This is a genomic window from Vibrio sp. DNB22_10_4 (genome assembly GCF_052879755.1).
In genome coordinates this window covers 279,720-294,964 of sequence record NZ_JBNNXW010000002.1, presented here as the reverse complement: position 1 = coordinate 294,964, position 15,245 = coordinate 279,720, and the positions used below count along the sequence as shown (strand labels likewise).

At 46.6% G+C, this 15,245-nt stretch carries 13 protein-coding genes; 4 read left to right on the top strand and 9 right to left on the bottom strand.

From position 1 onward, the window contains the following. Positions 1 to 23: 23 nt before the first annotated feature. The 8 genes from ACVA6Q_RS09425 to leuS form a co-directional block, all read right to left on the bottom strand. Positions 24 to 827 carry a septal ring lytic transglycosylase RlpA family protein gene (locus tag ACVA6Q_RS09425; RefSeq protein ID WP_446647348.1) on the bottom strand — a complete coding sequence of 268 codons (804 nt, stop codon included), beginning with the start codon at positions 825 to 827 and terminating at the stop codon, positions 24 to 26. Continuing rightward, positions 827 to 1,948, bottom strand: coding sequence for a rod shape-determining protein RodA (gene rodA, locus ACVA6Q_RS09420; RefSeq protein ID WP_353496907.1), 1,122 nt, complete (start codon positions 1,946 to 1,948; stop codon positions 827 to 829). The genes ACVA6Q_RS09425 and rodA overlap by 1 nt, the downstream gene beginning before the upstream one ends. Next, the gene (gene mrdA, locus ACVA6Q_RS09415) at positions 1,945 to 3,831 is read right to left on the bottom strand and encodes a penicillin-binding protein 2 (RefSeq protein ID WP_353496906.1); all 1,887 of its coding nucleotides are present in this window, start codon (positions 3,829 to 3,831) and stop codon (positions 1,945 to 1,947) included. Before mrdA ends, rodA begins: the two co-directional genes overlap by 4 nt. Positions 3,832 to 3,842: 11 nt before the next feature. Next, positions 3,843 to 4,313: a 23S rRNA (pseudouridine(1915)-N(3))-methyltransferase RlmH gene (rlmH, locus tag ACVA6Q_RS09410; protein ID WP_042473711.1), complete on the bottom strand. Its 471-nt coding sequence runs from the start codon at positions 4,311 to 4,313 to the stop codon at positions 3,843 to 3,845. A gap of 4 nt (positions 4,314 to 4,317) precedes the next feature. Next, on the bottom strand, positions 4,318 to 4,635 hold the full coding sequence (rsfS, locus tag ACVA6Q_RS09405; protein ID WP_112459641.1) for a ribosome silencing factor: 318 nt from the start codon (positions 4,633 to 4,635) through the stop codon (positions 4,318 to 4,320). A gap of 71 nt (positions 4,636 to 4,706) precedes the next feature. Beyond that, positions 4,707 to 5,726, bottom strand: coding sequence for a DNA polymerase III subunit delta (gene holA, locus ACVA6Q_RS09400; RefSeq protein WP_418641997.1), 1,020 nt, complete (start codon positions 5,724 to 5,726; stop codon positions 4,707 to 4,709). Positions 5,727 to 5,739: 13 nt separating this feature from the next. Further along, the gene (locus ACVA6Q_RS09395) at positions 5,740 to 6,312 is read right to left on the bottom strand and encodes an LPS-assembly lipoprotein LptE (protein ID WP_353496903.1); all 573 of its coding nucleotides are present in this window, start codon (positions 6,310 to 6,312) and stop codon (positions 5,740 to 5,742) included. A gap of 132 nt (positions 6,313 to 6,444) precedes the next feature. Beyond that, a complete protein-coding gene (leuS, locus tag ACVA6Q_RS09390; RefSeq protein WP_418641999.1) occupies positions 6,445 to 9,018 on the bottom strand; it encodes a leucine--tRNA ligase in 2,574 nt (857 codons plus the stop codon). A 114-nt stretch (positions 9,019 to 9,132) separates the two neighbouring features. Here leuS and ACVA6Q_RS09385 point away from each other — a divergent pair, with 114 nt between their 5' ends. Beyond that, a complete protein-coding gene (locus tag ACVA6Q_RS09385; RefSeq protein ID WP_446647347.1) occupies positions 9,133 to 9,603 on the top strand; it encodes a zinc ribbon-containing protein in 471 nt (156 codons plus the stop codon). Positions 9,604 to 9,650: 47 nt separating this feature from the next. On the opposite strand, the gene cysZ is transcribed toward ACVA6Q_RS09385, so the two are convergent. Continuing rightward, positions 9,651 to 10,385 (bottom strand): sulfate transporter CysZ, encoded by a 735-nt coding sequence (gene cysZ, locus ACVA6Q_RS09380; RefSeq protein WP_353496900.1) that lies wholly within the window; start codon positions 10,383 to 10,385, stop codon positions 9,651 to 9,653. Positions 10,386 to 10,569: 184 nt separating this feature from the next. Here cysZ and zipA point away from each other — a divergent pair, with 184 nt between their 5' ends. From zipA to ACVA6Q_RS09365, 3 genes are all read left to right on the top strand, one after another. After that, entirely contained in the window at positions 10,570 to 11,550 is a 981-nt protein-coding gene (gene zipA / locus ACVA6Q_RS09375) for a cell division protein ZipA (RefSeq protein WP_446647346.1), read from the top strand. Between the two features lie 66 nt (positions 11,551 to 11,616). Continuing rightward, the gene (gene ligA, locus ACVA6Q_RS09370) at positions 11,617 to 13,620 is read left to right on the top strand and encodes an NAD-dependent DNA ligase LigA (protein ID WP_446647345.1); all 2,004 of its coding nucleotides are present in this window, start codon (positions 11,617 to 11,619) and stop codon (positions 13,618 to 13,620) included. 481 nt (positions 13,621 to 14,101) lie between these two features. After that, on the top strand, positions 14,102 to 15,244 hold the full coding sequence (locus tag ACVA6Q_RS09365; protein ID WP_446647344.1) for a porin: 1,143 nt from the start codon (positions 14,102 to 14,104) through the stop codon (positions 15,242 to 15,244). Position 15,245: the final 1 nt, after the last annotated feature.

Sequence of the window (15,245 nt, the reverse complement as noted above, 5' to 3'; positions counted from 1 at the left end):
ACGGTTATTTATGTCAATGATGTTTACAGTTTTTTGACGAAAGCTGAGGGGTAGCCAATCTTTTGCACCTGCTCCAGTACGTCTTGAGTTTGCTTGTAATCTTTAAAGGGGCCAAGCATCAGTCGATAGTTCTTGTTTACCGGGGTAAGAAAGGTGTCGACAGATAGCTTTTCACTCAGTTGCTTGGACAAGTTGTCGATGCGATCTTTATGAGGTGAGGCAACGACTTGAATAGTGTACTCCGGGTGCTTGCTCAGCTCATGTTGACTAGATGGTTTTTCGACGATAATCACTTCAATTTCGACGTTAGCCGTACCCGTTTTAATCACATCTAGCTTGTTTGCTGCTGCATAACTTAGGTCGATAATACGGCCGTCATGGAAAGGACCACGGTCATTAACACGAACAATGGTCTCTTTTCCGTTATCAAGATTTTTAACTTTAACATAGCTCGGTAGAGGCAAAGTCTTATGGGCTGCCGACATTGAGTACATGTCGTATACTTCGCCATTCGAGGTTAAGTGTCCATGGAACTTTTTGCCATACCAGGATGCTTCGCCACGCTCTGTAAAACCTGCTGGGTCTTTAATCACGGTGTAGCTTTTGCCGCGCAGGCGGTAACTCTTATTACCCCCGAGACTGTATGGTTCATACTTTGGCACCGCGCCTTCAATATGATCGACAGAAATAGGCGCGCTAGGTGCCACATCGTCTTTCAGGTCATAGCGACTGTCTGATGACGAAGAGCACCCAGCTAGGGCGGTCAGCCCTAAGGCCAAACCCAGCCAAGAAAGGCGCTGGCGCCATGTGTCATTCCGTTTGTTCATTAGGTTGCCTTTGAGAATGCTTTTCGGTGTGTATGAATTGACATCAGAATGCCAAATCCAGCCATGAGGGTCACCATGGAGGTGCCACCGTAGCTGATCAGCGGCAATGGTACACCAACTACCGGTAATATACCGCTCACCATACCAATATTTACAAAAACATAAACGAAGAAGCTAAGAACGATACTGCCAGCCATCATTCGACCGAACGCAGTTTGTGCGGAACTGGCTAGATATAAGCCTCGCCCGATAATGAATAGATAGAGAGTAAGCAGCAATAGAATTCCGAACATTCCCCACTCTTCAGCAATAACCGCAAAGATGAAGTCGGTGTGACGCTCAGGCAAAAACTCGAGCTGTGATTGAGTGCCTTGCATCCAGCCCTTACCAGTGATCCCGCCAGAGCCGATAGCAATTTTACTTTGAATGATGTGATAACCCGCGCCCAGTGGATCCGATTCGGGGTCAAACAAGGTACGTACGCGTACTTTCTGATACTCACGCATCAAAAAGAACCAAAGCACCGGGACAAAAGCACTTAGCGCAAGCACGGCTCCAAAGATAATTTTCCAGCTGATACCAGCTAAGAAGACAACGAAGATCCCCGAGGCGGCAATCAAAATGGAAGTCCCAAGGTCTGGCTGCTTGGCGATTAATATTGTGGGTACGAACACCATCACTAGCGAGATGATCAAGGTCTGAAACGTGATGGGTAGTGAACGCTTACCAATGTAACGAGCCACCATTAAGGGTACCGCCAGTTTAAGAAGCTCCGAGGGCTGAAAGCGCACAAAGCCCAAATTTAGCCAGCGCTGAGCCCCTTTTGAGGCTTCACCAAAGAACAGCACGCCAAACAGCAGCATGACGCCCGCAAAGAACATTAAGGGCGCTAAGGTTTCATAGGTTCTTGGCGATAGCTGGGCGAGGACAACCATTACCACTAGAGCAAGTACCATACGCATTGCTTGCCTGTCCATCATAGCCATACTTTGGCCGCTGGCGCTGTACATCACTACAAGACCAAAACCCATAAGTGCCAGAATTCCGAGCACCAAAGGCAAATCGATGTGGAAGCGTTCGAACATCACTCGGCTTTGACCGGTGGAAGGATCAAATCTCATTCTTCTTCACTCTCTTCCTTTTCTGCCAATGCTAAGTCGAACAGCTGTCGAGCGACTGGCGCTCCGTTGCTAGAACCACCACCGGCGTTCTCAAGTACGACAGTAACCACGACCTCAGGGTTCTCAAACGGGGCGAAGCCGGTAAACAATGCATGGTCTTTCAGATGCTCTGCGAGCTCTTCAGCGTTGTACTCTTCGTCTTCTGCCAAGCTAAACACCTGTGCAGTCCCCGATTTACCACCACTTTGAAAAGGCATATTGGCGAACGCGCGTCGAGCTGTGCCTTTAACGCCGTGGTTTACCCGGCGCATACCTTCTAAAGCAATATCCCAGTAGCGCTCTTGTACACCGGTAATAGGCGGTCTCGAGTCAACTTCACTTAAGGTTTGATGATCAAAGCTGTCGCCATTATTTATGGTCGCACGCAATAGATGTGGAGAGAGTACTTCGCCGCGATTAACCAGAACTGAGGTTGCTTTGGCTATCTGCATTGGCGTTGCTGTCCAGTAACCCTGACCGATACCGACAGGGATGGTATCACCTTGATACCATGGTGTTCTGTGTCTGGCCATCTTCCATTCGCGAGTTGGCATATTGGCTTTGCTCTCTTCGAAGATATCAATGCCTGTGTAGTCGCCGAAACCAAACATCATCATCCACTTCGATAGGCGATCAATGCCCATGTCGTAAGCAATTTGGTAGTAGAAGGTATCCACCGACTCTTCAATCGCTTTGAGAATATCAACCTTACCATGACCCCAACGCAACCAATCACGGAATGGACGTGTCTTCGAGTTTGGAATACGCCAGTAGCCCGGGTCATTACGTGTAGTTTTGGTGGTAATGACGCCCTCTTGAAGTGCGCCGACCGAGATAAACGGCTTAACCGTTGAAGCGGGTGGGTAAATACCAAGGGTTGCGCGGTTTACTAGTGGTCGGTTTTTATCTTCCAGTAGTGCGCGATAGCCTTTGCTCGAAATGCCGTTCACAAATGCATTTGGATCGTAGCTTGGGCTGGATACCATTGCTAATACACCGTTATCACTTGGATCAAGAATGATCGCTGAGCCACGTCTGCCATCGAGCAGTTTGTGAACCTTAAGTTGAAGCGTTATGTCCAGGTTCAGAACGATGTCTTTGCCAGGAAGAGGTGGCACGAACTTGAGGGTTCTTAATACGCGTCCACGGCTGTTCACTTCCACTTCCTGATAGCCAGCAGTGCCGTGCAAAATATTTTCGTAGTAGCGCTCAATACCGAGCTTACCAATATCGCGTGTCGCCTGATAATTTGCGTCTTGCTCTTCGCGGATCAGGCGGCGCATGTCTCGATCATTAATGCGGGATACATAACCAATTACGTGAGTAAGCACATCACCGTAGGGATAGAAACGTTTTAGGTTCGCAGCTATTTCAACGCCAGGGAACTTATGTTGATGAACGGAAAAGATCGCGACTTGGTCTTCAGTCAATTGGGTCAGAAGCGGGATCGATTTAAAACGGCGAGTACGCTTGCGATCGCGATTGAAGGCTTCTTCACGCTCAGGTGAGATATCCAGATATTGTCTTAGCGCCTGGATGGTTGCATCCATGTCTTTGACTTTTTCTGGTGTGACTTCTAGGTTGAAGACAGGACGGTTCTCCGCCAGCAAAATGCCATTGCGGTCGTAGATGAGCCCGCGATTAGGCGCGATAGGCACGACTTTGATGCGGTTATCGTTCGAGCGGGTTTTATAGTCTTGATACTGGTTGATCTGGATGTTGTAGAGGTTAGCGACGAGCACCAACATCATCACAACGATACCAACAAACGCCACAATAGCGCGACTTTTAAATAGTCGCGCTTCGGCCTGATGATCCCGTATCTGGCTGCGTTTACGTTTCATCGCTAGCTCAATTACTCTCTGTGATACGGATGATTAGCGGTAATTGACCACGCTCGGTACAAGCTCTCCGCCATGACAATGCGCACCAGCGGGTGAGGAAGGGTTAACGCAGACAAAGACCAGCTTTGGTCTGCGGCTGCTTTACAAGCTGGAGCCAATCCTTCAGGACCACCAATCAGAATGGAAACATCACGGCCGTCGAGCTTCCAGCTTTCCAGCTGCTCGGCGAGCTGTGGCGTATCCCATTTTTTACCGGGAATATCCAAGGTGACAATACGGTTGCCCTTTGGCACGGCAGCAAGCATCGCTTCACCTTCTTTTTGAAGGATGCGCGCGATGTCGGCATTTTTGCCTCGCTTACCTGCGGTTATTTCGATGAGCTCAAGTGGCATGTCGTGTGGGAAGCGGCGGCGATATTCTTGAAAGCCTTCTTCTACCCACTTAGGCATTTTAGTGCCAACGGCGATCAGTTGAAGTTTCAAACTGTTAGCTCCAAAGCTTTTCTAGTTGGTATAGCTCACGGTGCTCTTCTTGCATTACGTGTAGCATGGTTGAACCCATATCCAGTACAACCCATTCACCCTCGGTGCTGCCATCGATACCTAGTGGTTCTAGGCCTACCTTTTTCACTTCTGCAGCAACATGATCCGCAATTGAAATGACGTGTCTTCTAGAAGTGCCGGTACAGACGATCATGAAGTCTGTAACGCTAGACTTGCCTTCAACATCTAGGGTGACAATGTCTTGTGCTTTCATATCGTCCGCTTTATCAGCTAGAAAAAGTTTCAATTCTTCGCGTTGCAAAAGAGATTCCTCAGTATGTATATAGTTAGGGGAGTATCGCTACTCAATCGATCGGTAATTATATCACGATTTTATGGTTGCAAAGACAGACCGCTGTCAGCACTGCTCAGGTTAAGCGAGAGTTGCTGCAAGTATGGCCAAGGACTTTGCTCGTATTGGGTTTTCACCTGAACCTCAATGGCGCTGAGCAATTGGATATTTTTGCGCAGTTTTTCTGGTGATAACCGGTTTAGTGCGGCGCTATAGATCGGCTTTTTATTTTGCCATACTCGAAACTGATCAAGCACCTGACCAAGTGACGATTGAGCTAACATGGCTTGCATCTTACCAAGCTGTACCAGTTCTTTTTGAATCGTACGGAGTAAAATTGTTGCTTCTACACCTTCAGCCTCAAGTTGGGTTAGCACGCGATGGGCACGCTTTGGTTTGCCTTCCAAAACAGCATCAACCCAATGAAATACAGTGAAGTGATTGTGTCTGCTGAGCGACTCTTGAACTCGCAGCAGAGTCAATTGGCCATCAGGGAAGAGCAGGCCGAGTTTTTCAAGGCTTTGTGACAAAGCAAATAGGTTGCCTTCATGCCATTGGCACAGTAGTTGAACGGCTTCCCCGTCAGGCATTAATTGATTTGCTCGACAGCGTCTCATGACCCACTGTGGTAACTGTTTAATATCTGGCGTGTTACAGCTAACTAGGCAGCCGCCCAGCGCCTTAAACCATTTCGCAGACTCTTGCGCTCGGGTGAGCTTGGTGCCAGTGATGATAAGCACAATATCTTCATGCAGAGTAGGTGCTATGTCCGCGAGCTGTTTGGCAATACTGGCATTAACACCAGTCTCCGGCATGCTGAGTTCAATGATCTGCTTTGACGAGAATAGACTCAGTGCTTGAGTACAGTCATACACTTCATTCCAGTCAAGTGAGTTATCGACGCTAAAGCGGTGATGCTCTTCAAAGCCAAGCTGCTTAGCGTGGCGAATAACCGCATCTCTACTCTCTTGAACGAATAGTGGCTCATTACCAAACAATAAGAAGCAGTGGTGCCATTGCTTCGTTAGGTGCTCAGAAAGGCGGTCAGCAAAAATTCTCACAATCGGTTACCTATTAAGACGGTGAGTTGTCTTGCGTATTGCTATTCGATTCTTCAAGGTGTTGCTTTTCTTCAAACTCTTGAATTTCAGTTTTAAGTCTTGCCATTTGACGCATCATTTGCTGCGCAGAAAACTCGCGCATTTCATCTTCGATAAGCTTACGCTCAGCCGACTTAGCGAGCGCTGAAAGTGGGTTGTCTAGGTAGCTGCGAGTCATAGTCGCAGTAAAATCTTTTGCGCCCAGATCAGGAACGGTGACTCGATAGTTGACTTCGTACACTACTTCTTTCTCGGCAGCACGTGTGTTTTGGTACAGAGATAAAGTACGGTCGGTAATGGTTTCACCAATGATATGAATATTCGGAACATCTTTGTTTGGCGTCACTAGCTCAATTTGGCTGAGGCGCAGTTGCTCTTTTACCAAGCGAGTGATTTTGCTGTACTTATCATAACTCGTGACAGAGATAGCGGTAATGTCTTCGGGTACAGAGTACTCGCCACGTAGCTGAAATCCACATGCTGTCAGTAGAGAAGAGAGAAGAAGAATAAAACTGGCTTGTGTTAGTTTTTGTTTGAATCGAAACATAGCTACCGAAGGCTCTCGTTGAAAAGGCTTATGTAAATTTCCGAAGTAGAAACTTAAATAAGGCTTTGCTTAAAATGGACGAAAGAGCCGCAGTTGTTCGCTGCGACTCTTAGTATCATAAAGTGATGATGATTAGTTCGCTACAATATTCAGCAGCTTACCAGGTACATAGATCACTTTACGAACAGTTTTACCGTCTGTGAATTTGGTGACGTTCTCGTCGTTCAGACCAAGCTCTTCAACTTGCTCTTTAGACGCATCAGCAGGCACAGTCAGCTTAGCGCGCAGTTTGCCGTTTACTTGAACAACGATCAGCTTCTCGTCTTCGACTAGTGCTTTCTCGTCGTGTGTTGGCCATACTGCGTTGTCGACGTCCGACTCACCTAAAGCGACCCACATTTCGAATGAAATATGTGGAGTGATTGGGTAAAGCATTGCCACTACCGCTTTTAGTGCTTCATCTAGAATCGCACGGTCTTGCGCTGACTCTTGAGGCGCTTTCGCTAGCTTGTTCATGAGTTCCATGATAGCTGCAATAGCTGTATTGAACGTTTGACGACGGTCGATATCGTCCGTTACCTTCGCGATAGTCTTGTGAACGTCGCGACGAAGTGCTTTTTGGTCACCAGAAAGAGCGGCAGTATCTACTGCTTCTGCTGCGCCTTTCGATGAATGCTCATTCACCAGTTTCCAAACACGTTTTAGGAAGCGGTTAGCGCCTTCAACGCCCGACTCTTGCCACTCAAGTGTCATATCAGCAGGAGATGCAAACATCATGAATAGACGTACTGTGTCTGCACCGTACTTGTCTACCATCTCTTGAGGGTCGATACCGTTGTTCTTTGACTTAGACATCTTGATCATGCCCGAGTGCTCAACGTCACGGCCTTGGTCGTCTTTCGCTGAAGTGATGCGACCTTTACCGTCACGCTCAACAGCAACGTCAGTCGGTGCAACCCACTCTTTGCCGCCTTTGTCGTTTTCGTAGTAGAACGCGTCAGCGAGTACCATACCTTGACATAGTAGCTGCTTAAACGGCTCATCAGACGTTACGTAACCTGCGTCACGAAGCAGTTTGTGGAAGAAGCGCGAGTACAGAAGGTGCATACAAGCATGCTCGATACCACCGATGTACTGGTCTACTGGCAGCCAGTAGTTTGCTTTTTCTGGGTCTAGGATGTCATCTGCTTGTGGTGAACAGTAACGTGCGTAGTACCAAGAAGATTCCATGAACGTGTCGAACGTGTCTGTTTCACGAAGTGCTGGTTCGCCGTTAAATGTGGTCTTCGCCCACTCTTTGTCGGCTTTGATTGGGCTGGTAACGCCATCCATCACCACATCTTCTGGAAGAATAACCGGTAGTTGGTCTGCTGGTACTGGATGAACTTCACCATCTTCAGTGGTCACCATTGGGATTGGAGCACCCCAGTAACGCTGACGAGATACACCCCAGTCGCGTAGACGGAAGTTTACCGTCTTGTGGCCTTTGCCCTCTGCTTCCAGTTTTGCTGCGATGGCATCGAATGCCGCTTGGAACTCAAGACCATCGAACTCACCAGAGTTAAATAGAACGCCTTTCTCGGTATAAGCTTCTTCAGAGATGTTTAGCTCGCTGCCATCGGTAGGCTGAATCACAGGAAGAATGTCTAGACCGTATTTAGTCGCAAACTCAAAGTCGCGTTGATCGTGACCAGGAACCGCCATCACCGCGCCTGTGCCGTAGTCCATCAGTACGAAGTTAGCCACGTAAACTGGCACTTCACGACCGTTCAATGGGTGAATAGCAGTAAGGCCAGTAGCCATACCTTTCTTCTCCATTGTCGCAAGCTCAGCTTCCGCAACCTTATTGTTTTTGCACTCTTCGATGAACGCTGCAAGCTCAGGGTTGTTCTCAGCCGCGATCGCCGCTAGAGGATGACCTGCCGCAATACCTACGTACGTTACACCCATTAGAGTGTCTGGACGAGTTGTGTAGACTTCTAGATCTTGTTGACCGTTAACGGCAAACTTAAGCTCAACACCTTCAGAGCGACCAATCCAGTTGCGCTGCATGGTCTTAACCATTTCAGGCCAACCTTCAAGGTTGTCTAGGTCATCAAGAAGCTCTTGTGCGTACTCAGTGATCTTAATGAACCACTGTGGAATTTCTTTTTGCTCAACTGGAGTATCACAGCGCCAGCAGCAGCCATCTTCAACCTGCTCGTTTGCAAGAACGGTTTGGTCGTTTGGACACCAGTTAACCGAAGAAGTCTTCTTATACACTAGGCCTTTTTCGTATAGCTTAGTAAAGAACTCTTGCTCCCAACGGTAGTACTCAGGCGTACAAGTTGCGAACTCGCGGTTCCAGTCGTAGCCAAAACCCAGCAGTTTAAGCTGGTTTTTCATGTATTCGATGTTTTCGTAAGTCCAAGGCGCAGGAGCCGTGTTGTTCTTAACGGCTGCGTTTTCTGCAGGCAGACCAAATGCATCCCAACCGATTGGTTGCATTACATTTTTACCTTGCAGGCGCTGGAAACGAGATACCACATCACCGATGGTGTAGTTACGTACGTGACCCATGTGCAGTCGTCCGCTTGGGTAAGGGAACATTGACAGGCAGTAGAATTTTTCTTTATTTGGGTCTTCACTTACAACAAAGGTTTCATTGTTGTCCCAATGCTGTTGAACTTTACGTTCAATGTCTTGTGGGTTGTATTGTTCTTGCATCGATGATGTCCGGTTATCTTGGAATTTGTGAGTTCTGTTACTACAGAGACTAATAGATCGTCATAGAATACCTAAAGGAAGCTCGGTCAACAATAGCCAATAACAGGGGGATGTATGCCTAAGCGTAAAACCAGTTATGAAGAAATGATCGAAGATGTGGTTGAGAACCTCAAACATAGTCCAGAAGAGTTACAGCACGTGTTTGAAAAGTCGGGACAAGTGGTGGAAGCTGCGAACGACATGACCAAGGACGAGATGGCGCTGATCTCCGCGTATGTTAAATCGGATCTCAAAGAGTTTGCTGATAATTACGAAGAGAGTAAAAGCGGTCCCTTCTATCTAATGATTGCTAACTCAATTTGGCAAGGGTTATTGGACATTACTGACCGAACGAGAGTGGAATGGGTCGAGTTGTTCCAAGATTTAGAGCATCAGGGTGTTTACACGTCAGGTGAAATGATAGGGCTTGGAGTATTGGTGTGTGAGCAGTGTGGTCATAAAACCGAGTACAATCATCCAACCGTGATCGGCGATTGTGCTAAATGTGGTAATCAGTCCTTTAGTCGTAAGCCATTAAAACCTTGAGTGATACCAAGCCCCAATCAAGGGGCTTATGTTTAGTTGTTTGTGTGCTAGCTATGTTGTTTAAACTCTTGCACCCACATTGCCGTCGCGCCACATACTGAGACAGGGACGATAAACAGATTTAAAATTGGAATAGCAGTAAACAAAGACACCAGCATGCCAAAGCCGTAAGCCTTACCTTGTTTTTGTTTCATCGACAGGCGCATGTCGTTGAAAGGGACTTTGTGGTTATCAAACGGGTAGTCACAATATTGAATCGCCAACATCCAAGCGGTAAAGATAAACCATGCGAAAGGGCCGATTGTCTGGCCGATAGCTGGAATCAAGAGTAATAAGAACAGCCCAATAGCTTTAGGCAAGGTGTAGAGAAGCTTGCGCCATTCGCGCGCCATAATTCTCGGCACATCTTTGACAACGCTCATGAGTCCTTCATCATTAATTTTATTACCAGTGAGCATTTCTTCTACTTTCTCTGCCAGCAAGCCGTTAAATGGGGCGGCTATAAAGTTAGCTAGAGTGCTAAAAAAGTAGGAAAAGGTCGCTAGGATAGTAAGCGCTAACAAAGGCCACAAGATATAGCTTAGCCAAGATAAAAACTCAGGTAGGTAGCCAAGCCAACCTTCAATCCAAGCGTTCAAGTGGGAGAATAAATAATACATCGCGGACCCCACCAAAAGGATATTGGCTAAAAGGGGCATCAGCACATAGCGTCTGATCCCGGGCATAAAAGCGATTTGAAAACCTTGCATGAAGTAGCCAAACCCAGTGTTTGCTTTGTTCAAAATTGGTGTCCTTTATCTGGTTTTTGCGTTGCTTATGATTTCGACTATAACAAAAAAGGGTTTACGAAATCACAAACTTCTTATACTTAGGTGTTCTAATCATCTATAGAGTTTTGGTAAAGTAGACAAAGTTGAAGTGTGTAAGCGCTTCTTTAAGGACTATTTTTAACATTGAGAGCAAACAATGCAGGAATTGCGATTCGTACTCATTATTGTCGGTGCCTTAGCTATCGCGGCGCTGTTGTTTCACGGCTTGTGGTCGAGTAAAAAAGAAGGTCAAAAGAAATTCGGTGACAGACCGCTAGGAAAGTTGGACGACAATGATAACGCCGACGATGAATACGTCGCTCCTGAAGATGACTTTGAAATCATCAGAAAAACGCGCACCGAGCCTGATTTTGGATTGGATGCGCAAAAGCCTGCTTACGATCCGCTAGAGGCTAGTTCTTCTGATAGTGACGTTTCAGAGCCTTTGTATAAAGCCGAATCTCTGGTTGAAGAGTCTTCACACCAGCCAAAACAAGCTGAAGAAATTGAGCCAGATTTTGTCTCTTCTCAAGAAAAAGATGAACAAGAGCCATTGCCCTCATTTACCGCAAGTAAAGAAAATGACGACATTGATGTGAGTGAACCTCGCATCGATCTAGATTCATTGGATGAAGACTTAGAGCAAGAGCCTCAAGCCGTGGTTAACTTAGCGGATAGCGCGAAAGAGGTTAAGGAAGAGCCAAAAGAGCCTGAAATGCAGGTGTTGGTTCTTAATGTCCATTGCTCTGGCGAAGAGCCATTTAACGGTATTCAGCTATTTGATAGCATGCGTCAAAACGGCCTGAACTATGGCGAGATGGATATTTTCCACCGTCATACTGACCCCTCAGGTACTGGTAAGGTACTATTTAGCGTCGCTAATATGATGCAGCCAGGCACGCTTAAACATGATGACCCTGCAACCTTTACAACGAAAGGCATCTCATTTTTCATGACGCTGCCTTGCTTTGGCGAAGCTGATCAAAACTTTAAGCTTATGCTGCGTACCGCACAACAGATCTCTGACGATCTTGGCGGCAATGTACTTGATGATCAGCGTAATCTAATGACGCCACAAAGACTGGATGCTTATCGCCAGCAAATCAAAGATTTTAACCGAGCGAAAGCCAGCGCTTAAACCAATAAATTCGAAGCAAAAAAGGCTCCTTAGGAGCCTTTTTTATCAATACTATCAAGGTATAACATGTCGCAACAACGATTAAACGAACTCAAGCAACAGCTCCACTATCATGGTGTGAAGTATTATGTTGAAGACAGCCCTGAGATCCCGGACGTCGAGTACGACCGCCTGATGCAAGAGCTGATCGCGATTGAAGCGGAGCATCCTGAATGGGTGACGGTGGACTCTCCAAGTCAGCGAGTGGGTGGTTTACCGTTAGATAGCTTTAGCCAAGTTCAGCATGAAATCCCTATGCTCTCTCTCGATAATGCGTTTTCTGATGAAGATCTCGATGGCTTTAATAAGCGAATTTGCGAGCGCCTCAATCGAACCAGCATCGGTGATTACTGTTGCGAAGTGAAACTCGATGGTTTAGCGGTGAGCCTTCTCTATGAAAATGGCATCCTTGTTCAAGCGGCGACACGTGGTGATGGTACGACGGGTGAAAACATTACTGAGAATGTTCGCACTATTAGTGCTATTCCACTCAAGCTGCAAGGCGATGATATCCCTGCTCGTATCGAAGTGCGTGGTGAAGTCTTCATGCCAAAGGCAGGCTTTGACAAGCTCAACGAAATCGCTGCGAAAAAGGGCGAGAAAGTATTCGTTAATCCACGAAATGCGGCAGCGGGCAGTCTGCGCCAGTTAGATTCGCGCATTACTGCTAAAAGACCGCTTAGCTTTTATGCCTATAGTCTAGGTGTGGTTGAAGGCACTGAGCTACCGACAAGCCACTATGATCGCTTCCTGAAACTAAAATCACTGGGTTTCCCTATGGGGCCAGAGACCAAACGAGTGAGCAGTATTGAGGAAGTGAAGCTATACCATAAAGCCATTCAAGAGAAGCGCGATGAGCTAGCGTATGAGATTGATGGTGTGGTTATCAAAGTTGACGAGATTGCGCTTCAGGAGCAGCTTGGCTTCGTCGCTCGTGCTCCGCGCTGGGCGATTGCATACAAATTCCCAGCACAAGAAGAGATCACTGTGCTGAACTCGGTCGACTTCCAAGTGGGTCGCACAGGCGCGATTACGCCAGTGGCGAAGCTTGAGCCTGTATTTGTTGGTGGTGTAACGGTAAGTAATGCCACGCTTCACAACGCAGATGAGATTGAACGTCTTGGCGTTAAGATCGGCGACAGTGTGGTTATTCGCCGTGCGGGTGACGTTATCCCTCAAATCGTTTCTTACGTGCCAGAGCGTCGTCCTGACGACGCCAAAGAGATTACGTTCCCAGCACACTGCCCAGTTTGTTCCTCGCTCGTTGAGCGCATCGAAGGTGAAGCTGTAGCAAGATGTACCGGCGGCCTAGTTTGCCAAGCTCAGCGTAAAGAAGCGCTAAAGCACTTTGTATCGCGCAAAGCGCTCGATGTAGATGGTTTAGGTGAAAAAGTAATTGAGCAGCTGGTGGATAAAGAGATGGTAGAAACGCCAGCCGATCTGTTCCGCTTATCTGCTGGTCAACTGACAATTTTGGAACGTATGGGGCCTAAATCGGCACAAAATGTGGTGAGTGCCCTCAACGTATCTAAAGAAACGACGCTAGCTCGTTTTCTTTACTCACTGGGTATTCGCGAAGTCGGGGAAGCCACCGCTGCTAACTTAGCTGCACACTTTAAAACGCTAGAAGCCATAAGCAAAGCTACTCACGACCAGCTTATTGAAGTTCAAGACGTGGGTGAAATTGTCGCTAAGCACATTCAGTTCTTCTTTAAAGCGGAACTGAATCAATCAGTGATCACCGCATTAATTGAAGCGGGTGTAAACTGGCCAGCTATTGAAGAACTCGCAGAAGACGCTCCTCAGCCACTTGCTGGGAAGGTAGTGGTATTGACCGGTTCACTATCAGTATTAAACCGCAATGATGCTAAAGCAGCGCTACAAGCACTGGGAGCGAAGGTGACGGGCAGCGTATCTAAGAAAACAGATATTTTGTTTGCTGGTGAGAATGCGGGTTCTAAGCTAGCGAAAGCGCAAGAATTAGGTATTGAAATAAAAACAGAAGCAGATTTGATTACGTTAATTAATTAAAACTGCTTTATTGGAAACTAGCCCTGCTTTTAGCGGGGCTTTTTTTTGCGAGTAATATCAAATTATTCTGCCCTAGTGCAATGGTTATTGAAAATCAAATATCACGATCTCTATATTTTTAATAACTCAAATAAAATAAATACCATGCGAGTCACTTCACGGAAATGTATTGACAAACCACCAGAATAGCGTTGTTTTATCAGTGTAAAGCATTTCATTAAAGTGCGTCTAAAAAATAAGATCTCCATCAATAACTCGCCCAAAAATTTGTAGTGCCTCCTATTTTTTTTACCCAAAATAAGTCTTGAATTGATATTTTTTCTCGCGAAGTTAGTCTAGTGAATATGGATACACACAGTGTAGACAGCAAAATTAATCAGAAGTTCTGATTAAAATAAAAAGGAAATGATTCACTCTTCGGCGGCCAACTTAAGCGTGAATTATGGAAAGCAGCTATACCCATTTTTAGGAGTTTAATTCCATGGAAAAAATGTTTAAACGCACCCTTCTAGGTGCAGCAGTGGCGTCATTAACAATGGCAGGGGCGGTTCAAGCGAAACCAGCAACAGATTCAGTTGACCTATATGGTCAGGTTGCGCTTTCTGTTTGGCAATTTGGCGAAGACAAAATTGGCGGCGGTGATGCCCCAATTAAGTTAGAAAACGAATCTCGTTTTGGTTTGCGCGGTTCTCATGAGCTGGCTCGCGGTCCTAAGTTCATTTGGCAACTTGAAGGTGGTAACGTTGGTGACGATGGTGCTGGTAGCGGTCTGGGTGTTCGTGATACCTACGGTGGTTTTGAGTTTGAAGATGCAGGTCGTATCCGTATCGGTCGTATGCTAACGCCTCTATACGAAATCATTGACTGGCCATACTCAGGTCAGCGTGCTGGTGCTGTCTTTGACTGGGGCGGTGACATCATCGGTGGTGCTCGTTATGACCGTCAATCAAACATGGTTCGTTATGACTCTGCAAACCTTGGCGGCTTTACGTTTAACGTAGCTGCAGGTCGCGGTGCAGAAGATGTTAAAGATTCTAACTTTGTTGGTTTGGGCGCTCACTACACAGCTGGTTTCTTTACTGTACATGGTGGTTATGAAGCAGGCCAAGACCGTCAAATCAGTAAGCTAGGTGATCTAGTTAAGCGTTGGCAGAACCAAAACCCTGGTGAAGGTCCAACAATTGGCGAAGAATTTGATGCGAAAGGTGAGTCTGATACTAACGCAGCGCTACTAGGCTTCGAGCTAAACTTTGATACATTTGCATTCTACGGTGCCTACAAACGTGAAGCTGCAGACTACAGCAACATCACAGTCACATTCAAAGACAACGGTGATGACAAAACTGAAACGTTTGAAAACACTAAGCTTGAGCAAGATAGCTACTCTCTAGGTGTTGTATTCAGTGGTGTGGAGAACTGGCAATTCAAAGCGAACTATGCTGCAAACATGGACGTGAAACTTGACGGTGATTCAGTTGCTGATTCAGCAGACAGCATCGTTTCCGCTCAAGCTCTATACTTCCTAGATGATTCTGCAGTGACTTATGTTCGTCCATACATGATCTCTAAAGATGGTTCTGACAATGAGTTTGGTTGGGGTCTAGGTGTAGAATACTACTTCTAAT